The 21,849-nt window shown below is 71.8% G+C and carries 19 protein-coding genes and 2 pseudogenes; 10 read left to right on the top strand and 11 right to left on the bottom strand.

Annotation, left to right across the window (positions count from 1 at the left end; genetic code table 11):
* Positions 1–108, top strand: a pseudogene (locus AB0F56_RS11325) (2-oxoacid:ferredoxin oxidoreductase subunit beta); the annotation flags it as partial.
* A 90-nt stretch (positions 109–198) separates the two neighbouring features.
* On the opposite strand, the gene AB0F56_RS11330 reads toward AB0F56_RS11325, so the two are convergent.
* The 4 genes from AB0F56_RS11330 to AB0F56_RS11345 form a co-directional block, all read right to left on the bottom strand.
* Positions 199–2,418: a bifunctional serine/threonine-protein kinase/ABC transporter substrate-binding protein gene (locus AB0F56_RS11330; RefSeq protein ID WP_362006983.1), complete on the bottom strand. Its 2,220-nt coding sequence runs from the start codon at positions 2,416–2,418 to the stop codon at positions 199–201.
* Positions 2,419–2,421: 3 nt separating this feature from the next.
* Positions 2,422–4,662: a bifunctional serine/threonine-protein kinase/ABC transporter substrate-binding protein gene (locus tag AB0F56_RS11335; protein WP_362006986.1), complete on the bottom strand. Its 2,241-nt coding sequence runs from the start codon at positions 4,660–4,662 to the stop codon at positions 2,422–2,424.
* A complete protein-coding gene (locus tag AB0F56_RS11340; RefSeq protein ID WP_362006989.1) occupies positions 4,659–5,489 on the bottom strand; it encodes a hypothetical protein in 831 nt (276 codons plus the stop codon). Before AB0F56_RS11340 ends, AB0F56_RS11335 begins: the two co-directional genes overlap by 4 nt.
* An 83-nt stretch (positions 5,490–5,572) precedes the next feature.
* The gene (locus AB0F56_RS11345; protein WP_362007849.1) at positions 5,573–5,935 is read right to left on the bottom strand and encodes a helix-turn-helix domain-containing protein; all 363 of its coding nucleotides are present in this window, start codon (positions 5,933–5,935) and stop codon (positions 5,573–5,575) included.
* Positions 5,936–6,115: 180 nt separating this feature from the next.
* On the opposite strand from AB0F56_RS11345, the gene AB0F56_RS11350 reads away from it, so the two are divergent.
* Both AB0F56_RS11350 and rarD read left to right on the top strand, forming a co-directional pair.
* Positions 6,116–6,976: an SDR family oxidoreductase gene (locus AB0F56_RS11350; RefSeq protein WP_362006991.1), complete on the top strand. Its 861-nt coding sequence runs from the start codon at positions 6,116–6,118 to the stop codon at positions 6,974–6,976.
* 101 nt (positions 6,977–7,077) lie between these two features.
* The gene (rarD, locus tag AB0F56_RS11355) at positions 7,078–8,088 is read left to right on the top strand and encodes an EamA family transporter RarD (protein ID WP_362006994.1); all 1,011 of its coding nucleotides are present in this window, start codon (positions 7,078–7,080) and stop codon (positions 8,086–8,088) included.
* Here the strand turns inward: rarD and AB0F56_RS11360 are convergent.
* Positions 8,085–9,506, bottom strand: coding sequence for an MFS transporter (locus AB0F56_RS11360; protein ID WP_362006996.1), 1,422 nt, complete (start codon positions 9,504–9,506; stop codon positions 8,085–8,087). The two genes, rarD and AB0F56_RS11360, sit on opposite strands and share 4 nt — an antisense overlap.
* A gap of 97 nt (positions 9,507–9,603) precedes the next feature.
* Here AB0F56_RS11360 and AB0F56_RS11365 point away from each other — a divergent pair, with 97 nt between their 5' ends.
* Both AB0F56_RS11365 and AB0F56_RS11370 read left to right on the top strand, forming a co-directional pair.
* Positions 9,604–10,089 (top strand): helix-turn-helix domain-containing protein, encoded by a 486-nt coding sequence (locus tag AB0F56_RS11365; RefSeq protein ID WP_362006999.1) that lies wholly within the window; start codon positions 9,604–9,606, stop codon positions 10,087–10,089.
* Positions 10,090–10,205: 116 nt separating this feature from the next.
* Positions 10,206–10,661 carry a VOC family protein gene (locus tag AB0F56_RS11370; protein ID WP_362007002.1) on the top strand — a complete coding sequence of 152 codons (456 nt, stop codon included), beginning with the start codon at positions 10,206–10,208 and terminating at the stop codon, positions 10,659–10,661.
* A 3-nt stretch (positions 10,662–10,664) separates the two neighbouring features.
* Here the strand turns inward: AB0F56_RS11370 and AB0F56_RS11375 are convergent, their stop codons facing one another.
* Together AB0F56_RS11375 and AB0F56_RS11380 are read right to left on the bottom strand one after the other, a co-directional pair.
* Positions 10,665–11,171, bottom strand: a complete 507-nt coding sequence (locus AB0F56_RS11375) for a DUF1203 domain-containing protein (protein WP_362007003.1) — start codon at positions 11,169–11,171, stop codon at positions 10,665–10,667.
* A 73-nt stretch (positions 11,172–11,244) separates the two neighbouring features.
* Positions 11,245–11,733, bottom strand: a complete 489-nt coding sequence (locus AB0F56_RS11380; protein ID WP_362007006.1) for a carboxymuconolactone decarboxylase family protein — start codon at positions 11,731–11,733, stop codon at positions 11,245–11,247.
* Positions 11,734–11,914: 181 nt separating this feature from the next.
* On the opposite strand from AB0F56_RS11380, the gene AB0F56_RS11385 reads away from it, so the two are divergent.
* From AB0F56_RS11385 to AB0F56_RS11395, 3 genes are all read left to right on the top strand, one after another.
* The gene (locus tag AB0F56_RS11385; RefSeq protein ID WP_362007008.1) at positions 11,915–12,526 is read left to right on the top strand and encodes a HEAT repeat domain-containing protein; all 612 of its coding nucleotides are present in this window, start codon (positions 11,915–11,917) and stop codon (positions 12,524–12,526) included.
* A gap of 42 nt (positions 12,527–12,568) precedes the next feature.
* The gene (locus AB0F56_RS11390) at positions 12,569–12,724 is read left to right on the top strand and encodes a HEAT repeat domain-containing protein (RefSeq protein ID WP_362007851.1); all 156 of its coding nucleotides are present in this window, start codon (positions 12,569–12,571) and stop codon (positions 12,722–12,724) included.
* A 148-nt stretch (positions 12,725–12,872) separates the two neighbouring features.
* Positions 12,873–14,186, top strand: coding sequence for a M28 family metallopeptidase (locus AB0F56_RS11395; RefSeq protein WP_362007010.1), 1,314 nt, complete (start codon positions 12,873–12,875; stop codon positions 14,184–14,186).
* A 112-nt stretch (positions 14,187–14,298) separates the two neighbouring features.
* Here the strand turns inward: AB0F56_RS11395 and AB0F56_RS11400 are convergent, their stop codons facing one another.
* Positions 14,299–15,540 (bottom strand): DUF2092 domain-containing protein, encoded by a 1,242-nt coding sequence (locus AB0F56_RS11400; RefSeq protein WP_362007013.1) that lies wholly within the window; start codon positions 15,538–15,540, stop codon positions 14,299–14,301.
* Positions 15,541–15,715: 175 nt separating this feature from the next.
* Complete coding sequence (locus tag AB0F56_RS11405) at positions 15,716–16,726, bottom strand: polyprenyl synthetase family protein (protein ID WP_362007015.1); 1,011 nt, start codon at positions 16,724–16,726, stop codon at positions 15,716–15,718.
* 73 nt (positions 16,727–16,799) lie between these two features.
* Here AB0F56_RS11405 and AB0F56_RS11410 point away from each other — a divergent pair.
* A pseudogene (locus tag AB0F56_RS11410) lies at positions 16,800–17,066 on the top strand (MFS transporter); the annotation flags it as partial.
* 87 nt (positions 17,067–17,153) lie between these two features.
* Here AB0F56_RS11410 and AB0F56_RS11415 read toward each other — a convergent pair.
* On the bottom strand, positions 17,154–18,362 hold the full coding sequence (locus AB0F56_RS11415; protein ID WP_362007018.1) for a transposase: 1,209 nt from the start codon (positions 18,360–18,362) through the stop codon (positions 17,154–17,156).
* Between the two features lie 167 nt (positions 18,363–18,529).
* On the opposite strand from AB0F56_RS11415, the gene AB0F56_RS11420 reads away from it, so the two are divergent.
* Positions 18,530–20,527 (top strand): CocE/NonD family hydrolase, encoded by a 1,998-nt coding sequence (locus tag AB0F56_RS11420; protein ID WP_362007019.1) that lies wholly within the window; start codon positions 18,530–18,532, stop codon positions 20,525–20,527.
* A 20-nt stretch (positions 20,528–20,547) separates the two neighbouring features.
* Here the strand turns inward: AB0F56_RS11420 and AB0F56_RS11425 are convergent, their stop codons facing one another.
* Entirely contained in the window at positions 20,548–21,837 is a 1,290-nt protein-coding gene (locus AB0F56_RS11425; RefSeq protein WP_362007022.1) for a hypothetical protein, read from the bottom strand.
* Positions 21,838–21,849 lie beyond the last annotated feature (12 nt).

The raw sequence follows: 21,849 nt of genomic DNA on the forward strand, positions 1-21,849 counted from the left end.
TACGACACCCTCATGGCCGACCAACTCGACACCGCCATCGAACAGCACGGCAAGGGCGACCTCGGACAACTCCTCGCCGGAAACGACACCTGGACCGTCGTCGGCTGAATGCGGCAGATCTGAGGGGCGCGACCGGAACATCGGTCGCGCCCCTCGTCCGTCTTCCGTGCGCCCCTCATCCGTCCTCCGCCGCGCCCCTCAGTCGAACTTCCGCCGCTTCTTCTCGCCCTCCGCCGCCGCCTCGAAGGGGCCGAGGTAGCGCGGGGTGCCGCCCTCGATCCGGTAGAGGAACATCTCCTTGATGAACTTGAACGCCGTGACGTTCCGTTCGTCGAAGCCGTACTTCTTCGTGATCCCCTGGTACGGGAACAGCCGCAGCGCCCCGCGCACGGCGCTCCGCGCGATGTCCAGCTTCTGGTCCGACACGAGGTCGCTCATGCTCGCGGCGATGCCCGTCACGACGTCGTACGCCTCGGCGGCGAACGGCTCGATCACCGCTCGCTCCGACAGCCCCCAGCGCTTGCGGTAGGCGGCGGTGAAGGCCTTCGCGGCCGGTACGAGCGCCGGGTCGACGTACGTCGTGCCGAAGTACCACTCCTCGGCCGCCGTGCCCGCGACGGACAGGAACTCGGGGCCGAGCGCGTACTCGACGCCGCCGCACAGGCCGTTGTACCCCTGCGCGCGCAGGGCCTGGGCGCAGAGTCCGGCCCGGCGCGGGGAGACCCCGGCGTAGAGGACCGCGTGCGGGCGGGCGGCGAGGACCTCGCGCACGACGGGGCCGAAGTCCTCGCTGTCGGCGGCGATCCGATGGACCGTCACCGCTTCGGAGACCTGCGTCATCGTGCTCTGCGCGGAGTTGGCCGTCCGCCAGCTGAAGTCGCCCGCCGCGCGATCGTCGACCACGGCCGTCCGCTTGGCCTTCGTCATGATGGCGACGCTGGTGAAGGGGAGTTGCAGCATGTCGTGCGGGGCGCGCATCTCGCGGTAGACCGGGTTGACGGTCTGGATCGTCAGGTCGCCCGGGTCGATGCCGACGCCGACGGTCGCGAAGACGAGCTGGCTCCTGTCGTATGCCTGGGAGCCGGCGACGACGGTCTCCCTGTTCGTGGGGCCGATCACCGCCATGACGGACGCGTCCTTCACGAACTCCTCGGCCACGGCGGCGGCCCGGCGCGGGTCGCCGCCGTCGTCCCGTACCTTCACCGCCAGGTCGAAGGGCCGGTCGGCGCGGGCGTTGAAGGTCTCGGCGGCCAGCCGCACCCCGCGTTCCTGGGCGCGCCCGGACGCCTTGCCGGGGCCGGTCAGGTCGGTCTGGACGCCGATCGTGTAGGCGGGCCTGGGCCCGGACGGCCCGCCCGTGCCCGTACCCCCGTTCGTGCCGCCCGCCCCCGGCTCGCGGTTCACCAGCCAGGCCGTGAGGCCGCCCGCGCCGGCGACGGCGGCCGCGGAGCCGAGGGCGAGGAACCGTCGCCGGGACGGCGTGGTCGGGGTCGGGTCGGCGGAGGGCACGACGACGGTCGGTTCGGCGACGGGCAGGTCGAGGACGCGGGTGGAGCGTTCGGCGATGAGCGCGGGCAGTCCCGGCGGCAGCCAGTCCCCCGCCGGTTCGTCGGCCCGGCCGAGCCGCGCCCGTGTCTCCTCCGCCGTCGGCCGGTCGGCGGGGTCCTTGGCCAGGCAGACGGTCACCAGCGGCAGCAGCGCCTCCGGTACGCCGTCGAGGTCGGGCTCCTCGTGGACCGTGCGGTACACGATCGCGGCCACCGTGCCCGTACCGAAGGGGCGGCGGCCCGTCGTCGCGTACGCGAGCACGCAGCCGAGCGAGAAGACGTCGCTCGCCGGGCCGACCTCGCCCGCGCCGCTGACGCGGGCCTGCTCGGGGGCGAGGAAGCCGGGGGTGCCGATCATCGCGTCGGTGGCGGTCAGGGCGGTCGCCCCGGCCGACCGGGCGATGCCGAAGTCGATGAGGCGCGGCCCGTCGAGGGCGAGGAGGACGTTGCCGGGCTTGACGTCCCGGTGGACGAGCCCGGCCTCGTGCATGTCCGCGAGGGCGTCGGCGAGCCGGGCGCCCAGGGCCCGTACGGTCGCCTCGGGCAGGGCGCCGTGCAGGCCGACGGCCTCGGCGAGCGAAGGGCCCGGGACGAACTCGGTGGCGAGCCAGGGCTCCCGGGCCTCCGGGTCGGCGCCGAGGACCCGGACCACCCAGCGGCCGGTGATCCGCTGGGCGACCAGGGCCTCGCGCCGGAACCGCTCCCGGAATCCTGGGTCGGCGGCGTGCTCGGCCCTGATCAGCTTGAGCGCGGCGAGCGCGCCGCCGGCGGAGCGGGCGAGGTAGACCACGCCCATGCCGCCGGCGCCGAGCCGGCCGAGGAGGCGGTAGCCGGCGATCGCCGAGGGATCGGCGGGTCGGAGGGGCCGCACGCGTCAGGTCCGTCTGTTCTTGGGCGGGCCGGCGGGCGCGAACTCCAGGGGTGCGAAGCGGCCGTTGCGGACGGCGTACATGAAGGTGCCGATGCCCGTGAGGTTCCCGGACTCCGTGTCGAAGGTGTAGCCGCCCATGGCGCCCGTGTACGTGGCCTTGCGCAGCGCGGGCGTGAGGGTGGTGCGGTCGGGGCGCTGCCCGCCCTTGGCGGCCTTCTCCACCTCCTGGATCAGCAGGTTGACGACGTCGAAGGACTCGCCGGCGTAGTAGGCGGGGGGCGCGCCGTACCGGGTGCGGTGGGCGGCGACGAAGGCGGCCGCCTCCTTGCGGGTGGTCGGGTCGGTGACGGGCGCGCCGAGGATCCAGCCCTCGGCGGCGGCTCCGGCCTCGGTGAGGAAGCGGGACTCGAAGACGTGCTGGCCGGTGATCTTCATGCCGGTGAAGCCGAGTTCGTCGAGGGCGCGGGCGGCGAGGACGGCGCTGGGGGTGATGCCGCAGTGGACGTACGCGTCCATGCCCTCGGCGATCATCGAGCCGAGGATCCGCTTGTAGTCGGTGGTGGGGCCGGGGACGACACGGGGGACGGGCACGACCTTCCCGTCGCGGAAGGCGAAGTTGGCGCCGCCGATGTACTGCCAGGCGTAGGTGTCGTCGGTGCGTTCCTGGAGGATGCCCGGGCGGACGCTCGCGGTCTTGTTGAGGACGTAGTAGGCGAGGCAGCTGCCGGCGATGGGGTGCTGGGGGCAGGCGCGCAGCACGGAGAGGCCCTGGCTGCCCGTGAGGGTCAGCAGGTTGAGCCCGGCGGAGACCGTCATGAGGGGCAGCCGTGACTCGTCGTACGCGGGCAGCGCGTTGAGGCCGGTGTAGTCGGAGGTCGGGCCGAGGACGCCGAGGACGTCCGGGTCGCCGGTGAGGACGCGGGCGGCGGCGAGGGCCTTGTTCTTGTCGCCGGCGTCGTCGGAGACCTTGAGTTCGAGGGTGAAGGGCTTGTCCTTGCGGGCGTTGAACAGCTCGACCGCGAGGCGGGCGCCGCGTTCCTGGGCGCGGCCGATGTCCTTGGCGGGGCCGGTCAGGTCGGCTTGTACGCCGACGATCCAGCGCCGCTTCTTCGGCGGCGGGGCGGCGGTCCTGCCGTTCTTGCCGTTGTCGTCGTCGCGCAGCGCTGCGTAGGCGGCGATGCCGCCGCCGGCGGCGAGTGCGGCGGCGCCGCCGGAGGCCAGGAGCAGGAACTTCCGTCTGCCGGCCGCCGGTTGGCTGGGGGCGACCGGTGTTCCGTGTTCGGTGCGGTCGATCTCGGGGAGGGCGAGCATCGCGGCGGAGCGTTCGGCGATGGTCCGGACGACGGGGGCGGGCAGCCAGTCGGCGGCCGCGCCGGGGGTGTCCTCGGTGAGGCGTGCGACGACGTCCTCGGCGGTGGGCCGGTCGGCGGGGTCCTTGGCGAGGCAGGACCGTACGAGGTCCAGGAGAGGCCCCTCCGGTACGCCGGCGAGATCGGGCTCGTCGTGGACGGTGCGGTAGAGGAGGGCGTCGACCGCCCCCGTGCCGAAGGGCGGGCGGCCGGTCGCCGCGTGGGCGAGGAGGCAGCCGAGGGCGAAGACGTCGCTGGGCGGGCCGATCTCGGCGGCGCGGGCCTCGGCCTGTTCGGGGGCGAGGAAGCCGGGGGTGCCGACGACCATGTCGGTGGAGGTCAGCGCGGTCTCGCCGGTCGCCCGGGCGATGCCGAAGTCGATGAGGCGGGGGCCGTCGACGGCGAGGAGGACGTTGCCCGGCTTGACGTCCCGGTGGACGAGCCCGGCCGCGTGGACGGCGGCGAGCGCGCGGGCGACGGCGCCGCCGAGGATCCGTACGCTCCGCTCGGGCAGCGGGCCGTGCGCGGCGACGGCCTCGCCGAGGGAGGGCCCGGGGACGAAGGCGGTCGCCATCCACGGCTCGGGCGCGTCCGGGTCGGCCCCGGTCACGGGGACGGCCCAGGGGCTGACGACCCGGCGCGCGGCCTCGACCTCGCGCCGGAACCGCTCCCGGAAGTCCGCCTGTTCGGCCTGGTCGGCGTGGGTGACCTTCACGGCGGCGAGCTCACCGTGCTCCGTACGCCCGAGGTAGACGATGCCCATGCCACCGGCCCCGAGCCGGCCGAGGAGCCGGTACGCGGCGATGGTGGAGGGGTCGGAGGGGAGGAGCGGCTGGAGGGCGCCGGGCCGCGGCTGCGGGGTGGGGCCGGTCGGGCTGCTGGTGGGGCTGCTCATGACGTGACCTCCAGGGCGTCCTCGGCGCGGCCGACCATGGTGACGAGGGCCTGGATCTGGGCCCGGTCGACGTCCTTGCCGATGTGGCCGGGTGCGCCCTTGACGACGGCGGCGACGGTGATCTGGCCGACGCGGGACTGGTACCAGGAGTACGTCTGCTCGCCCTTCACGGCGTCGTTGACGTACGTCCCGGCCTCGCGGAGCGAGTCCGCGGCCGTGAAGTTGCCGCCGACGCCGAAGGGGCTGCCGAGGGACATCAGGCCGGTGATGCGCTCGCCGTCGCGCAGTTGCTGGGAGGGGCAGCGGAGCGCCTCCTCCAGCGTCTGGGCCATCTCCCAGTCGGCGTCGGTCTCCGTGCGGTGGACGGTGACGGTCGCGGAGACCTGCAGGAGCCCCTTCCCCGTCGACGCGGGGATCTGGCTGTAGGCGGTCACGTTGTGGAGCACGGTCGCCGGCCGGGTGCCGGCCTCCCAGGTGCAGCCGGTGTCGAGGACGGGCCAGTAGGAGTCGCCGCTGAGGTGCGGGGTGCGCTTGACGTAGTCGGAGCCCCAGGACTCGGGGCCGGCGACGATCGCGAGGGCGAGCTTCTTGGCGTCGGCCTCGTTCTTCGGGGCCCGCTTGGGGTCCGCCGTGAACTCGAGGCCGGTCGGTGTGGGCGCGGGTGCGGCCGAGCTCGGCTGCGCGGTCGAGGTTCCGGACGGCGCCGGGGACGCACTCGTACGCGCCTTGCCGTCCTCACCCCCCGCGTCCGAACAGGCGGTCAGGACCAGTCCGCAGGCCAGTGCACCCCCGCAGGCGCGCAGCACTCTTCCGTACGCGTACGTCACGAATCCCCCACACACGCTCACACTTGCCCCCAGTGGTGAGCAGATCGTACGACGTATGGGCACAACTGGCCCTGACTACCGCCTCATTGAGACGATCTCGTGGCCACCGCCGCGCTCCTCGCCACGTCGTAGCGCACGCGCGCCTCCTCGACCGCCGGGAGCCGGGCGTCGGTCCACCGGGCCAGCTCCCTGACGAGCCCGGCGGCCTCCTCGCCGAGCGGGGTGAGGCTGTAGTCGACGCGGGGCGGGATGACGGGCTTGGCGTCGCGGTGGACGAAGCCGTCGCGCTCCAGGGTCTGGAGCGTCTGCGTCAGCATCTTCTCGCTGACGCCACCGACCCGGCGGCGCAGCTCGCTGAAGCGGTACGAACGCTCGCTCAGCGCGATGAAGACGAGGACGCCCCACCGGCTGGTGACGTGCTCCAGGACGAGCCGGGACGGGCACATGGCGCCGTCGACGTCGGCCAGCAGACTCAGCGGCTCGCCTTCATCTCGTGGTCCCACACTTACTCCCATGCCAGTACCTTACTTCAAAGTGGGTACTTTCCGAAGGTTAGTGTCCGACGTACGGTGAGTGCATCGCCCACCCCAGGCGCCCACCCCAAGCCACTGGAGAAGGAACCCACCATGAGCATCGTCGTCACCGGAGCCACCGGACAGCTCGGCCGTCTCGTCGTCGACGAGCTCCTCGCCCGCGTCCCCGCCGAGTCCGTCGTCGCCGTCGTCCGCGACAAGGCGAAGGCCGCCCCCCTCGCCGAGCGCGGCGTGGAGCTGCGGATCGCGGACTACAGCAAGCCCGAGACCCTCGCGGACGCCTTCCAGGCGGGCGACCGGGTGCTGCTGATCTCCGGCAGCGAGGTCGGGCAGCGCGTGCCCCAGCACACCGCCGTCATCGACGCGGCCAAGGCCGCCGGCGTCGCGCAGCTCGCGTACACCGGCGTCCTCGGCGGCCCGGAGGCCGACTTCGACCTGGCCGCCGAGCACCGGGCGACGGAGACGCTGATCCTCGACTCGGGGCTGCCGTACACGTTCCTGCGCAACGGCTGGTACACCGAGAACTACACCGCCAACCTCGCCCCCGTCCTCGCCCACGGCGCCGTCGTCTCCAACGCCGGCGAGGGCCGCGTCGCCTCCGCCACCCGCGCCGACTACGCCGCCGCGGCCGCCGCCGTCCTGGCGGGCCCGGTCGAGGAGCACGTGAACACGGCGTACGAGCTGAGCGGCGACGTCGCCTGGTCGCTGGCCGAGTACGCGGCCGAGGTCGCCCGCCAGACCGGCAAGGAGATCGCGTACAACAACGTCCCGGCCGAGACGCACGAGGAGATCCTGACCGGCGCGGGCGTCCCGGCGTTCCTCGCCGCGATCCTCGTGGACGTCGACAAGGCCATCGCACGCGGCGCGCTCGCCCGGCAGACCGGCGACCTGTCCCGGCTCATCGGCCGCCCGACGACCCCGCTGGCCGAGACGGTCGCGACGGCGCTCGCCTGACCGACGGCGAGAGGTCATGACCGTATCGCGGTACGGACATGACAGCCTGCCCTGTGCGGCGCTACCTTCATCAGGACGGCGCGGCGCGGGCAGGAGGTTCGGTGAAGACGGACAACGAGGGACGAGCGGGTCTCCTCTACGGGATCGGTGCCTACGGAATGTGGGGACTGGTCCCGCTCTTCTGGCCGCTCCTGAAGCCGGCCGGGGCGGTCGAGATCCTCGCCCACCGGATGGTCTGGTCCCTGGCCTTCGTCGTCGTCGCGCTCCTCGTGGTGCGCCGCTGGGGCTGGATACGCGAGCTGGCGCGCAGCCCGCGCAAGTTGGGCCTGATCACGCTCGCGGCCTCGGTGATCACCGTCAACTGGGGCGTCTACATCTGGTCCGTCAACACCGGCCACGTCGTCGAGGCGTCCCTCGGCTACTTCATCAACCCGCTCGTCACCATCGCGCTCGGCGTCCTGCTCCTGAAGGAACGGCTGCGGCCCGCGCAGTGGGTCGCGGTGGGCGTGGCCGCCACGGCCGTCCTGGTCCTCTCGATCGGGTACGGGCAGCCGCCCTGGATCTCGCTGATCCTGGCCTTCTCGTTCGGCGTCTACGGCCTGGTGAAGAAGAAGGTCAACATCGGCGGCCTGGAGTCCCTGGCGGCCGAGACCGCCGTCCAGTTCCTGCCCGCCCTCGCGTACCTGCTCTGGCTCGGCTCGCAGGGCTCGGCCACCTTCGGCGCGGAGGGCACCGGGCACGCGGCGCTGCTCGCGGCGACGGGCATCGTGACCGCCGTCCCGCTGATCTGCTTCGGCGCGGCGGCGATCCGCGTCCCGCTGTCGACGCTGGGGCTGCTGCAGTACCTGGCGCCGATGTTCCAGTTCGTGCTGGGCATCGCGTACTTCCACGAGGCCATGCCGCCGGAGCGCTGGGCGGGCTTCTCGCTGGTCTGGCTCGCCCTGACCATCCTGACCTGGGACGCGCTGCGCACCGCCCGCCGCAGCCGCGCGGAGCTGGCGGCCGCGGAGCGGGCGGCGACGGACGCGGGAGCGGGTACGGGTACGGCGGCTGGGGCAGGTGCGGTGCCCACTGCGGCACCCCAGCCCGCCCAGCCCGCCCAGCCCGCCTAGGAGACGCCGGCCCTCGGGGCCTCCTCCAAGGAGGCGGCCTCCGCCTGCCCTCGCACGCCCGTCGCCGTGATCACGGCCCCGAGGGCCACCATCGCCACCGGTACGGCCAGGGCCGCGCGGAAACCGTCGAGGCCGCCGCCGACGATCCCGTAGACCGCCGTGACCAGCGAGATCCCGACCGCCGAGCCGAACTGCGTGGCCGTCGTGAGCAGCCCGCTCGCGAGCCCCTGCTCCTCCTCCGCGATGCCGTCGGTCGCGGCGATGGTCAGCGGACCGTACGCGAGCGAGAAGGCGAGCCCGGTCAGGAGCAGGGTCGGGAACATCGCCGCGTACGACCAGTCGGGGCCGACCGGCAGGAACAGCGCGTACGAGACGACCGCGAGCACGAACCCGCCGAGGATCACCCGGCCGTTGCCGAACCGCGCGACCAGCCTCGGCGTCAGCGTCGGGGCGAGGATCGCGTCGACGCCCATCACCATCAGCGCGAACGCCGTCTCCAGCGAGGACCAGCCGCGCAGCTCCTGCAGGTACAGCGTGGCGACGAACTGGAAGCCGAAGAAGGACCCCACGAAGAGCAGCGCCCCGAGGTCGGCCCGGACGGTCGAGGCCTTGCGCAGCAGCCCGAGGCGGACGAGCGGGGCGGCGGCCCGCCGCTCGACGGCGACGAACACCCCGGCGAGGGCCACGCCCACGGCGGCCACGAGTGCGGTCAGCGGCCAGCCGGTCAGGCCGTGTTCGAGCCGGACGATCGCGAAGGCGAGCAGCAGCATCGCGCCGGCCGCCGTCAGCGCGCCCGCCAGGTCGAAGCCGCCGGCCACCCGCTCCGGGCGGGGCTCCTTGGGGACCAGGCGCAGCGCGGCGAGCAGGATCGCGGCCGCGAGGAGGACGGGCGCGAAGAAGACCCAGCGCCAGCCGAGCTGGGTGAGCAGCCCGCCGATGACGAGGCCGAGGGAGAAGCCTCCGGCGGCGGTGCCGGCGAAGACGAGGAGCGCCTGGTTGCGCTGCGGACCTTCGGCGTACGAGGTGGTGATGATCGACAGCGCGGCGGGGGTCATGAACGCGGCGGCGACGCCCGTCACGAAGCGGGCCGTGATCAGCATCCAGCCCTCGGTCGCGAAGCCGCCGAGCCCGGAGAAGAGCAGGAAGACGACGAGCCAGCCGAGGAACATCCGGCGGCGGCCGAGCAGGTCTGCGGCGCGTCCGCCGAGGAGGGTGAAGCCGGCGTAGCCGAGGACGTACGCGGACATGACCCAGGCCGCGGTGCCGGTGGACAGGTCGAGATCGGATCTGATGCTCGGTACGGCGACGGCGAGCATGGCGACGTCGATGCCTTCGAGGAAGATCGTCCCGCAGAGGACGAGGAGGAGGGCCCAGGCACGCGCGGGGAGGGATGTGGATGTGGAGGTGGACGTGGACACGGCTGTCTCCAGGCAGGAAGAGGGGAAGGGGCGGTTACTGGACCGAGGGTCGGTTCCCTCTTGTAACCACCCCGATCCTGCGGCAGGATCGAGTGCCATGGAAGAAGGCACTTTGAAGTCACCGAGTCACTGCGAAGTCACCTACGCCGACGGCGAGTCCGGGGACACGGACCCCTTCCAGTGGGACACGCGGGAGGACTGCGAGGTACGGCAGATCCTCGACCGGGTCGCCGACAAGTGGTCCCTGCTCGTCATCGCCCTGCTCGACCGCCGCAAGCTGCGCTTCTCGGAGCTGAAGCGGGAGATCGACGGGGTCAGCCAGCGGATGCTGACCGTGACGCTGCGGCAGTTGGAGCGGGACGGCCTGGTGAAGCGCACGGTCCACCCGGTGGTCCCGCCGCGCGTGGACTACGAACTCACCGCGCTGGGCGGGACGTTGCACACGACGATCCGCTCGCTCGTGACCTGGACGGAGCGGCACCAGAACGAGATCGCGGCGGCCCGGGAGGCGTACGACGCCCGGGAGGCGGACACGGCAGCGGAGGCGACGGCGGGGACGGCGGCCGTGGCGGCCGGCGTCTGAACCTGGCGGCGTTCCCGTACGCGGCGCGTTCCGGTACCCGGCGCGTTCCCGCACCCGGCGCGTTCCCGTACGCGTGCCTGCTCGCCGCCCCCGCCGGTCGCGTCGAGACTGGTCGCATGACTCCACTGCACTGGAAGCTCGTGATCGACGCCGGCGACCCGCACGCCCAGGCCGCCTTCTGGGCCGCCGCCCTCGGCTATACGGACGAGGACCACACGGCCTTCATCGACGGACTCCTCGCCGCCGGCGCCGCCCCGGCCGACCTCACGCTGACGCTCGCGGACGGTCGCCGCGCCTGGCGCGATCTGGCCGCCGTCCGGCACCCGGACGACCCCTACGACGAGAAGTCGGGCGCCGGACGCGGCCGCCGGATCCTGTTCCAGCGGGTCCCGGAGAAGAAGACGGTCAAGAACCGCGTCCACATGGACCTCCACCCCGGCCAGGAGAAGCGCGACGCCGAGGTCGAGCGCCTGGAGACGCTGGGCGCGTCGGTGCAGCGCCGGGTGTCGGAGTACGGGATGACGTGGGTCGTCATGGCGGACCCGGAGGGCAACGAGTTCTGCGTGGAGTGACGTTCACGCGCCCGCGCGGCGGACCTCGAACTGGAAGCAGCCGTACTCCACGGCCCTGATGTGCACGAGCGCGACCCGGGTGTCGTCGAAGGCCTCCGCCAGGGCCTGGTCGAAGCCCTCGGTCGCCTCGGCCGGGATCTCCAGGAGCCGGCCGCCGACGATCCGTCCCTCGGCGTCGTACCGCCGCAGCGTGCGCAGCGCGCCGGGCCGGTCGAAGGGGTACGACTCCGCTCCCGGCACCGGCCCTTCGCACGCCTCGGCGTGGATGAAGACCGGCCCCTGCTCGTCGTACGCGCCCGGCCGGGCCCCGGTCGCGGCGGCCCAGCGGCGCAGGGGCGCGTAGGAGACGAGCGCGACCCGCTCCCCCGCGGCGACGGGCCGGAGGCAGCAGCGCAGGGGGTCGCCGCCGTCGGTGGCGGTGAACGGGACACAGGGCTGCCCGGCGTCGTCCACGTGCCGTAGTTCGGCGAGGGCGGCGGGGGCGATGGGGCGTGCGGTGTAAGTCGTCATGACCCCAGCCTCACGCGCCCGCGCCCCCGCGCGCTGGCGGAATTCGGACGCGGCGTTCGAGAGGTCGGCGGCCTCAGTCCCACTGCTCGTCGGCGAGGGTGGTGACCGGCTGCGGCTTGCCGATGACGGCCAGGGCGATGAAGAAGTTGATCTGACCGATGGCGATGGTGAGGGTGGCCAGCGCCTTCTCGTCGTAGTGCTCGGCGACCTCGGCGTACAGCTCGTCGGAGACGCGCTCCTCGCCGCGCGGGGCGGGCTGGAGGGTGGCCTCCACCAGGGCGAGGGCGGCGCGCTCGGCGTCGGTGAAGTACGGGGCGTCCTGCCAGGAGGAGACGGCGGTGATGCGCTCCTCGGACGCCCCGGCCTTCCGCAGGAAGGCGGTGTTGAGCACGGTCAGGTACGTGTTCCCGACGATCTGCCCGGCGCGCAGGTGCACAAGGCTCATCGTGGCCCGCGGCACGGACCGGTTCCCGGTGGCCCGGAACAGCGCGGCACTGACATCCGCCAACTCGGGCACGAACTGGCCGGGGTTGGGCATCCGGGAGAGGGAGGGGTTCGTCATGGCTGTTCTCCTCATTCTGCGTCGGTCCGCCTTCCGGCGTCTTCACAGCACTGACGGAGGCGCGCCCGGCGATGTGACCGGAACCGGGAAGGAAAATTTCGCGCGGCCGAACCGAGCCCCCATGGCCACCCCCGCACAAAGCGCTTGCGGCGGCCGGCCGACCCGGTGGACCGTGTCCCGCATGGCGACCTTCGTGCACCTCACCCGCGCGGCCAACGCCCCGCGGATCCGCCGCGCCGGGATACGGGCCCTCAGCCACGGTCGTGGCAGCGGGCTCGGGGCATCCGGGCCCGGGGTGTACCTGTTTCCCGTACTGCCGTCGTACACGCTCACCCACCAGTGGCTGCGTGAGCTGGCCCGCCGCCCCGGGCCGCGCGAGGTCGTCGCCGTGCACGTCAGGCTCGCGGACGACGAGCCCGTCACCGTCGGGCGGTACGGGGACCGGGAGCCGTCCGAGGTGACGGTCGCCGAGGCCGTGCGGGCCGTACGCGGGCTCGACGATCCGCGGGGGTGGGAGGTGTTTCTGCCCCGGGGCGTCGGGCGGGGCGAGGTCCGGAGCGTCCGGGCGGTGCGTGGGGTCAACGGGTGGCGGTACTTCCCCGATGCGCACGGCCGGACACCCTGCACCTGCCAGGGGTGCCTGGCGCGCGGGGAGTACGGGGCGCGGCGGCTGCGGGAGCGGCGGCCGCATCCGTTGGACGGGCCGCCTCCGCCGCCGCGCGTCCTGCTCGCGCGCGTCGAGGCGGCCGAGGCCGCGGGGGACGGCGTCGCGCTTGGCGAGGCGCTGCGCTGATTCGCGTACCGGCGGCGCGGCCCCCTGGAGCGACTGGCCCGGCTGGCCCGGCACCCCGATCCCGGCGTACGGGTCGCGCTCGCGGAGGCGGTCGCCTACTGGTCGACTCCTGGAGTCACCGACCTGCTGAGGGAGTTGGCGTCCGACCCGCACCCGGACGTCCGCGAAGCCGCTCGTTCGGTGAGCGAACAATCCTGACCGGTTTCCGCTCTTGACGGAGCGTCACCTTCTCCCCGAACATTCAGCCCACGAACCACCCGCACAGCTCCAGCGCCTCGTGGCACCCACGCCCCGGGGCGTCTCGCACGTTTCCGTCCCATCCCCGTTCGGAATCCGGAGCCCCCACATGAAGTTCTCCGTTCCCAGACGTGCCGCCGCGCTCTCCGCCGTAGCCGCACTCGCTCTCGCCGGCTTCACCGGCGCCTCCGCGACCGCGGCCCCGGCCGCGCCCGCAGCGCCCACCGCCGCGCCCGACATCCCGCTCGCCAACGTCAAGCAGCACCTCACCGACCTCCAGGCGATAGCCAACGCCAACGGCGGCAACCGCGCCCACGGCCGTACCGGCTACAAGGCCTCCATCGACTTCGTGAAGGCGAAGCTGGACGCGGCCGGATTCACCACCACCGTCCAGCAGTTCACCTCCAGCGGCGCCACCGGCTACAACCTGATAGCCGACTGGCCGGGCGGTGACCCGAACCAGGTCCTCATGGCCGGCGCGCACCTCGACTCCGTCTCCTCCGGCGCCGGGATCAACGACAACGGCTCCGGTTCCGCCGCCGTCCTGGAGACCGCGCTCGCCGTCTCCCGCGCCAACCTCCAGCCCACGAAGCACCTGCGGTTCGGCTGGTGGGGCGCCGAGGAGCTCGGCCTGGTCGGGTCGAAGTACTACGTCAACCAGCTTCCGTCCACGGAGCGTTCGAAGTTCTCCGGCTACCTGAACTTCGACATGATCGGCTCGCCCAACCCGGGCTACTTCGTCTACGACGACGACCCCACCATCGAGCAGACCTTCAAGAGCTACTTCGCCGGCATCGGCGTCCCCACCGAGATCGAGACCGAGGGCGACGGCCGCTCCGACCACGCCTCGTTCAAGAACGTCGGCATCCCCGTCGGCGGCCTGTTCACCGGCGCCAGCCGTGTGAAGAGCAGCGCGCAGGTCCAGAAGTGGGGCGGTACGGCCACGGCCTTCGACCGCTGCTACCACTCCTCCTGCGACACGACCTCGAACATCAACGACACGGCCCTCGACCGCAACAGCGACGCCGTCGCCCACGCGATCTGGACCCTGTCGGCCGGTACGACCACGCCCCCCGGCACGGTCTTCGAGAACGCCGCCGACGTGTCCATCCCGGACAACGGCGCCGCGGTGACCTCGACGGTCAACGTCACGGGCATCACCGGCAACGCGCCCGCCGCCCTCAAGGTGGACGTCAACATCGTCCACACCTACCGCGGTGACCTCGTCGTCGACCTCGTCGCCCCGGACGGGTCGGTCTACAACCTGCACAACCAGAGCGGCGGCAGCGCCGACAACATCGTGCAGGCCTACACCGTGAACGCCTCCTCGGAGGTCGCCAACGGCGCCTGGAAGCTCCGCGTCCAGGACCGGGCCGCGCAGGACACCGGGTACATCAACAGCGTCAAGCTGACGTTCCCGTAAGGGAGTACCCGTAAGGCAGTAGCCGTTCCGCACGAAAAACGCCCGGGTGGGTCGGTGACCATCGCCCCCGACCCACCCGGGGTCCCATTCCGTACGTACAGCTCGCTACGGCCTACTTCGCCGCGTTCGCCGCGTCCACGAGCGCCTGCTTCGTCACCGCGCCGACGTAGACCTTGCCGTCGTCCGTCATGAGCGCGTTCACGATCTTCGTCTTGAAGACCGTGCCGGAGCCGAACTTCCCCTTCACCTCGTCCCCGAGCGAGTCGAGGAAGCCCTGGACCTCCTTCGGGGCCTCGTCGGTCTTCGGGGCCTCGGCACCGGTGTCGAAGGTCGCGATCGCCGTCCAGCCCTCGCCGATGACGTTCATGCCCTCGCCGTCGCCGGCCGCACCGGGCACCGCGCCGCCGAAGAGGCCGCCCAGGCCGCCGGGGCCGCCGAACTCCTTCTCCAGGTCCTTCTCGACGTCCTCCGGCGACTTGCCGTGCTCCGCCGGGCCGCCCTCGCCCGTGCCCTCGGTCACCTTCGCGCCCTTGGGGGCCTTGAAGTCGAACGTCGAGGCCGCCGGCCTGCCGAAGTCGACCTTCGTGAAGCCCGCGTCGAGGACCGGCTTGCCGCCCTCGACCGACGCCAGCGTGAACTTCAGCGGCGTACCGGTCTTCGCGTCCACCGCGATCTTGATCGACTCGATCGTCGAGCCGCTCTGCTTGGGCTTGATCACGAGCTGGTAGGCGTCCCGGCCGGCCACCGTGGCCGTCCCGCCGACCGTGATCGACGTGGTGTCGCCCGCCTCCTTCAGGACCTCGTCCGCGAGCTCCTTGGGCGTGCCCGGGAGCCCGTCCTTCTCGCCCTTCTCGCCCTTCTCACCGGCGGGGCGGTCCGAAGCGTCGCCCTTCTCGTGGAAGACCTGGTTCGACTTGCTGTCGTACGCCCAGACGTCGTCGCCGTTGTGGATCAGGCTGTACTCGTCCGAGCCGTCCAGGATCGTCAGCTTCTGCTTGTCCGGGCCGTCCGCGGCCACGCGCAGGGTGTGCGTGCCCGAGACCAGCTTCGTCAGCATCTCGGTCGGGTCCGTGGACGGGGCGTCGCCGGATCCGCCGCGGGCCGCGTCGCCCGCGAAGCTGTCGGCGAGGCCGGCCACCGACGGCAGGCCCAGGTCGGTGCTCACCTTGAACGTGCCGGACAGCGTCTGCGTGTCCGACGCGGCGATCTTCTCGATCAGCTGCTGTGCCGTGATCTCCGGCAGATCGGGGTCGCCGGACGCCGCCAGCGCCGGTACGAGTCCGATCGTCGCCGCGGCCACTCCGGCCACCGCGAACGGGACGACGTAGCGGCTCGCCTTACGGGTCTCTGCCATGGTCTGTCCTAACCTCCGTGGTCGATGACTCCATCTGACCAAACCGGCGGCTCGGAATCGTCAGACTCCGGACTCAACCTCGCGTACTGCTATGGGATGACACACCCCTAGGTCGTGTCCGGAAAGTCTGGCCTGGCTCGCCCTTCGGGCGGACGACCATACTTCCGGACACTCCCTAGCCCGCGCGGTGGACCACCGCGTCGCAGAGCTCCATCAGGGCCGACTTCGCGTACCCCTCCGGGAGCGGCGCCAGCATCGCCCGCGCCTCCTCCGCGAACCGCACGGTGTCCCGGCGGGCCTGCTCCAGGGCCGGGTGGACGCGCAGCCGGCGCAGGACCTCGGCGTGCCGGTCGTCGTCGCTGAGGTCGCCGTCGATCAGCTCGACCAGCTCGACGTCCTCGGGGCGCCCGTGCGCCGCCGCGGCGGTGCGCAGGTGCAGGACCGGAAGGGTCGGGATGCCCTCGCGGAGGTCCGTGCCGGGGGTCTTGCCGGACTCGTGGGAGTCGGAGGCGATGTCGAGGACGTCGTCGGCGAGCTGGAAGGCGACGCCGAGCCGCTCGCCGTACTGGGTGAGGATGTCGACGACGCTCTCGTCCGCGCCGGACATCATCGCGCCGAAGCGGCAGGAGACGGCGACGAGCGAGCCGGTCTTGCCGCCGAGCACGTCGAGGTAGTGGTCGACCGGGTCGCGGTCGCCCTGCGGTCCGGCCGTCTCCAGGATCTGGCCGGTCACCAGACGTTCGAACGCCTCGGACTGGATCCGTACGGCCTCGGGGCCGAGGTCCGCCAGCGTGTGCGAGGCGCGGGCGAAGAGGAAGTCACCCGTCAGGACGGCGATGGAGTTCCCCCATCGGGTGTTCGCGCTGTCGACCCCGCGCCGCACGTCCGCCTCGTCCATGACGTCGTCGTGGTAGAGCGTCGCCAGGTGGGTGAGCTCGACGACGACGGCCGAGGGCACGACTCCCGGCGCGTACGGGTCGCCGAACTGGGCGGCGAGCATCACGAGCAGGGGCCTGAACCGCTTGCCACCTGCCAGGACGAGGTGCTGCGCGGCCTCCGTGATGAACGGGATCTCGCTCTTGGTGGCGTCGAGGAGCCCTGCCTCCACGGCCGCCAACCCGGCCTGGACATCGGCCTCAAGAGCCTGGTCCCGCACGCTAAGACCGAACGGCCCGACGACGGTCACGAGGGGGTCTCCTGTCTGCTGACGCCTGCTCCAACGCCTGCTTCTGCTGCCGGCAACCACACGGATTGTCGATGTGTCGCTGGATTCGCTCAAGTCAGCGTATCCGGTCGCGTTTCGATCACCATGGGCGCCTTCCCGCCACCCCCGGTATGTTCGTGATCAGCTCATACGACCAGGAGTAGCCCTTTTGTCCCGAACGGCGATCGATGAAGAAGCGAACGGCGAGCAGCCGCCACCCGAAGGCGATCATGCCTTCTTCGGGCACCCGAAGGGCCTTCTCACCCTCTCCGGCCTGGAGGTCTGGGAGCGGTTCTCCTTCCTCGGCATGCAGGCGATCCTCGGCACTGGTGCACGGCCCCGGCGCCGCTTCGCCCTCTACTACGTGACTCCACCCACCGCTGAAGCGGCGGGCTTCCTGCGTCGGCGGCTAAGCCTCCGCGCAGAGGACCAGCCCGGCCCTGCTGAGCACATTGAGTGCGCCGACGTGGTCGGCGTTGGCGATCAGCCCACAGCTGACGCACTCGAATCGTGCCTGGGTGACGCGATTCCTCCTCGCGACGTGCCCGCATTCGGAGCACGTGCGGGAGGTGTTACGGGCGTCCACCGCGATCACTCGGCGACCGGCACTCTCGGCCTTATTCGCCAGGATCGCGAGGAACTGGCCCCACCCCACGTCGAGGATGCTTCGGTTCAGCCCGGCCTTCGCGGCCCCACCGTTCGGCAGGAAGGCGCCGGGCTGCTCAGAGTCGGGCTTCGGCAGGGGGCTCCTGGTCATGCCCGCCGTGTTCAGCTCCTCGTACCCGATCACGTCGTGCGCCCGCACGAGTGCGAGGGCAGTCTTGTGATGGTGGTCGAGCCGCTGCCGCCGAATCCTGGCGTGCAGCTTGGCAACTTTTCGGGCAGCGGCCCGGTGCTGACTCGTCCGCCTCTTGGTACGCCGAGGGAAAGTGGAGAGGTGCTGCTGGGCTGTGGCCAGCTCCCCGGCCATCTTGCTAAGGAAGCGCGGGTTCGGCTCGTGGTTGCCGTTCGAGTCGGTGAAGAAGTGCACTGTGCCCACGTCGATACCGACGGTCGATCCGGTGACGGGAAGCGGTTCGGCCTCTACCTGGTCGCAGGTGAGGACGACGTACCAGCGGCGACCTTCCCGTTTGACCGCGATCGTCTTGACCCGGCCGCGCACGGCGCGGTGCTGGTGGACACGGACGTGCCCGATACCCTGCAGCCTGACGCGACTCTGTGCGTCGTGGGGTGTGGAGTCCCAGCGGCACCCGTCCCCGTCCCTGGGGAAGATCACGGTGTCGAATCTGCCGACACCTCTGAACCTGGGGTATCCGGGCGTCTGACCGGCCTTGACTCTGCGGAAGAACGCTTGGAATGCCTTGTCCAAACGGCGCAGGGTCGCCTGCTGCGACGAGAACGACCACCGGCCCTGACGCCCAGGACCGAATGCCCGAATCTCCTTGAGTTGGGCAGACCGGCCTCCGTAGGTGACGCTCGTCTTCGAGCTGTGCCGCCAGGCGTCCCGGCGCTCCTGCAATGCTCCGTTGTAGAGCGAGCAGTGATCACCAAGCATCTCGGCAAGGGCCTGCGCTTGCCGAGCAGTAGGCCGCATCAGGAACTTGTACGCACGCAGCACCGCGACCCACCCCCTCGACGAGTCTGCTGGTCAAAGCCGGTGAACTCACCCTATCGGCCCCCACTGACAACGCAGCTGGCTCCGCCGCGTCACGGCTCCGGTATAAGGATTCGCCCTGGCTGCGCCGCACCATGCACCCCGTCCACTGAGCTCCGCGGAGATCCGTCATGCGCATCCGTACCGAGTTCCCGTACGAGACGACCCGCGAGGACGTCCGGATCCCGCTCCCGGACGGGACGCGGCTCTACGCCCGGATCTGGCGCCCGGTCACCGAGGCGCCCGTCCCCGCCCTCCTGGAGTACCTCCCGTACCGCCTGAGCGACTGGACGGCGCCCCGGGACTGGCAGCGGCACCCCTGGTACGCCGGGCACGGCTACGCCTCCGTACGGGTCGACGTGCGCGGGCACGGGAACAGCGAGGGACTGCCGGGCGACGAGTACGACGCGGTCGAGCTGGCGGACGGCGTGGCGGTGGTGAACTGGCTCGCCGAGCAGCCCTGGTGCACGGGGAAGGTCGGCATGTTCGGGATCTCCTGGGGCGGCTTCAACTCGCTCCAGATCGCCGCGCTCGCGCCGGAGCCGCTGAAGGCCGTGGTGACGGTCTGCTCGACGGACGACCGCTACGACAACGACGTCCACTACATGGGCGGCTCCGTCCTCGCCGTGGACATGCACGCCTGGGCGGCAACCATGCTCGCCTTCGTGTGCCGGCCGCCGGACCCGCTGCACGTGGGCGAGGAGTGGCGGGAGATGTGGCTGCGGCGCCTGGAGGCCGTGGACCCGTTCATCCACACCTGGCTCGCCCACCAGACGCGGGACGCGTACTGGAGGCACGGCAGCGTCTGCGAGGACTACGGCGCGATCCGGGCGGCCGTCCTGGCGGTGGGCGGCTGGCACGACCCGTACCGGGACACGGTGCTGCGGCTCGTGGAGCACCTGCCGCAGGACCGGGTGCGCGGGATCATCGGCCCGTGGTCGCACCAGTACCCGGACAGGGGCTTGCCGCCGGGCCCGGCGATCGGCTTCCTCCAGGAGACCTTGAGGTGGTGGGACCACCACCTCAAGGGCACGGACAACGACGTGATGGCGGAACCACTCCTCCGCTCCTGGATCAGCGACTCACACCCGCCGGCCACGGTGTACGACGAGCTGCCGGGCCGCTGGGTCACGGACCCGGCCTGGCCGTCCCCGAACGTCACCCCGGTCACGTACGCCTTCCAGGGCGACCCGGTGGTGGTGGACTCCCCGCAGCACACGGGCCTGGACGCGGGCCGCTTCTTCCCGTTCGGGAACGAGGGCGACCTGCCGCCGGACCAGCGCGAGGAGGACGCGCACGGGGCCTGCTTCGACTTCGTGGTCCCGGAGGACGGCGAGCCGATCGAGATCCTGGGCCGCCCGAGGGTGAGCCTGACGTTGACGACCCCGGCGCCGACGGGCCAGGTGATCGCCCGCCTGTGCGACGTGGCGCCCGACGGCTCGTCCACGCTGGTCACCCGGGGCGCGCTGAACTTCTCCGCCCGCTACGGCCGGGACCGGTCGGTGGAGGCGCAGGTGGGCGAGCCGGAGGACCTCGTCCTCGACCTGAACGGCATCGGCCACACCTTCCCGCCCGGCCACCGGGTCCGGCTCGCGATCTCCTCCGCGTACTGGCCCTGGATCTGGCCGCAACCGGACGCGGCGGGCTTCACCCTCGCCCCGACCGCCTCGAACCTGACGCTCCCGATCCGCCGGCCCACGACCGACGCGGTCGAATGGCAGGAACCGGAACAGTCCGAACCGCTCGGCGTGAGCTTCCCGGCCACCCTGGAGGAACCCCGCCCGGAGCGCCTGGTCGTCCGGGACGTGGCCAAGGGCGAATGGCGCCTGGAGGTCGACCCCCGCTACGGCGGCACCCGGGTCTACCCGGACGGCCTCGAATTCACCGAGGACGCCCTGGAGACCTACACGATCACCGAGAACGACCCCTTGTCGGCCCGCACCCACTCGACCTGGACGATCCGCCTCCACCGCCCGGAACTGGCCTGGGACGTGACGATCGACTCCCGCTCGGAGATCACCTGCGACGCGGACGCGTTCATGACGACGAACGAGGTCATCTGCAAGGAGGCCGGCGAGGTCCTCTTCCACCGGACCTGGGAGAAACGCATTCCGCGCACGGCGGGCTGAGCGGAGGCTAAGCCCCGCGCTCAGGCGTCGGCGCCGGTCCTGCGGCGGCGGACGACGAACATCGCGCCGGCCCCGAGGACGACGGCCACGCCGCCCGCGAGAGCGATCTGCGGAACGGCCGAGGGGGAGCCGGTCTCGGCGAGCGGGCCGCCGCTGCCGGTCCTCACCGGAGCGGTGGACGCGCCACCCTGCGGGGTACCGGGATTGCCGGTCCCACCACCCGCCCCGCTGCCGGCCTCGGTGCCTGGGCCGGGGGTCGTGCCCTGGGGCTCCACGTGGACGGTGAGGAGCTCGGTGTCCGTGACGACACAGTCGTCCGCCGACTTGAACTTGCCGATCGCGCTCACGTACACGGGGCCGGCCTCCGCCCGGGCGTCCACGGTCAGGCGCATCTTGATGGTGGCGGGAACACCCTTCTTCGGCGTTCCCGCGGCCGGGTTCACGTTCTTGGACTTCTCCCACCGTCCGGTCGCCTCGTTGAACCAGCGAACCGTCAGATATTCGTCGTTGGGATTGTCGAATGCGCCGACCTTGTACCAGGCGGTGGACGAGAAGAGGTGGAAACTGTCGAAGGACGTCGGCATGTTGCTGGTCAGCCGGAGCGTGAGGTCGACGGTGTTCCCCGCTTTCACTTCCGCGGGCCCGCTCAGCTTCGCCGTGACGTCGTTGTCGCGCACCCCGTGGCATTGACCGTACTTCTGGGCCAAGGCGGTGTGGTAGGCGTAGCTGGCATCTTGGGACGCCTTCAGAGCGTCGCTCTCGGCCTTCCTTGCCTCCTTCTCCAGGCGGACGACTTCGACTCGCTCGTCGTCGCGCGCACTCACAGCCGTGACCAGTGCCGTGTCCGCCGCCGTCTTCGCGGTGGCTGCGTCCTCAGCGGCCTTCTGGGCGTCCGCGACGGCCTTCTCCGCGGCCGCGCGCTCCTGGGGCGTCGCCTCGGCGGGCAGAGCCGCCAGGTCGGCCTGTGCGGTGGTGAGCTTCCCGTCCGCGGCGTTCTTCCCCGCGGCGGCCGTCTCCGCCGCGGTCTTCGCCGCGACGGCCGCCCTGGCGAGATCGCTGTCACCCTTCATGACCGCCTCACGCCTGGCCGTGGCCCTGCCGGCGGCGTCCCTCGCCTCGTAGTACGCCTCGTTTGCCGCCTTGGTGGCCGCCAACAGCTCCTCCAGCGTCGGCTTTCCGGGCGTCGACGAGGAGGGGGACGGAGACGGAGAATGCGTACCGGCGGCGAGCACCGGATGTGCGGACAGCAGGGACAGCGACATCGTCACGGCGAGCGCCGCACAGGCTGCCAGAGTTCTGCTGGTCTTCATCGGGTGCACCTT

This window comes from Streptomyces sp. NPDC026092 (assembly GCF_040638605.1).
In the GTDB taxonomy this organism is placed as follows: domain Bacteria; phylum Actinomycetota; class Actinomycetes; order Streptomycetales; family Streptomycetaceae; genus Streptomyces.

Coding starts and splice junctions, on each gene's coding strand:
- AB0F56_RS11345 (WP_362007849.1), bottom strand. CDS start 5,935: ATGTGCCCGTCCCGGCTCGTCCTGGAGCACGTCACCAGCCGGTGGGGC.
- AB0F56_RS11335 (WP_362006986.1), bottom strand. CDS start 4,662: ATGAGCAGCCCCACCAGCAGCCCGACCGGCCCCACCCCGCAGCCGCGG.
- AB0F56_RS11420 (WP_362007019.1), top strand. CDS start 18,530: ATGCGCATCCGTACCGAGTTCCCGTACGAGACGACCCGCGAGGACGTC.
- AB0F56_RS11385 (WP_362007008.1), top strand. CDS start 11,915: ATGGCGACCTTCGTGCACCTCACCCGCGCGGCCAACGCCCCGCGGATC.
- AB0F56_RS11400 (WP_362007013.1), bottom strand. CDS start 15,540: ATGGCAGAGACCCGTAAGGCGAGCCGCTACGTCGTCCCGTTCGCGGTG.
- AB0F56_RS11425 (WP_362007022.1), bottom strand. CDS start 21,837: ATGAAGACCAGCAGAACTCTGGCAGCCTGTGCGGCGCTCGCCGTGACG.
- AB0F56_RS11370 (WP_362007002.1), top strand. CDS start 10,206: ATGACTCCACTGCACTGGAAGCTCGTGATCGACGCCGGCGACCCGCAC.
- AB0F56_RS11375 (WP_362007003.1), bottom strand. CDS start 11,171: ATGACGACTTACACCGCACGCCCCATCGCCCCCGCCGCCCTCGCCGAA.
- AB0F56_RS11380 (WP_362007006.1), bottom strand. CDS start 11,733: ATGACGAACCCCTCCCTCTCCCGGATGCCCAACCCCGGCCAGTTCGTG.
- AB0F56_RS11365 (WP_362006999.1), top strand. CDS start 9,604: ATGGAAGAAGGCACTTTGAAGTCACCGAGTCACTGCGAAGTCACCTAC.
- AB0F56_RS11395 (WP_362007010.1), top strand. CDS start 12,873: ATGAAGTTCTCCGTTCCCAGACGTGCCGCCGCGCTCTCCGCCGTAGCC.
- AB0F56_RS11350 (WP_362006991.1), top strand. CDS start 6,116: ATGAGCATCGTCGTCACCGGAGCCACCGGACAGCTCGGCCGTCTCGTC.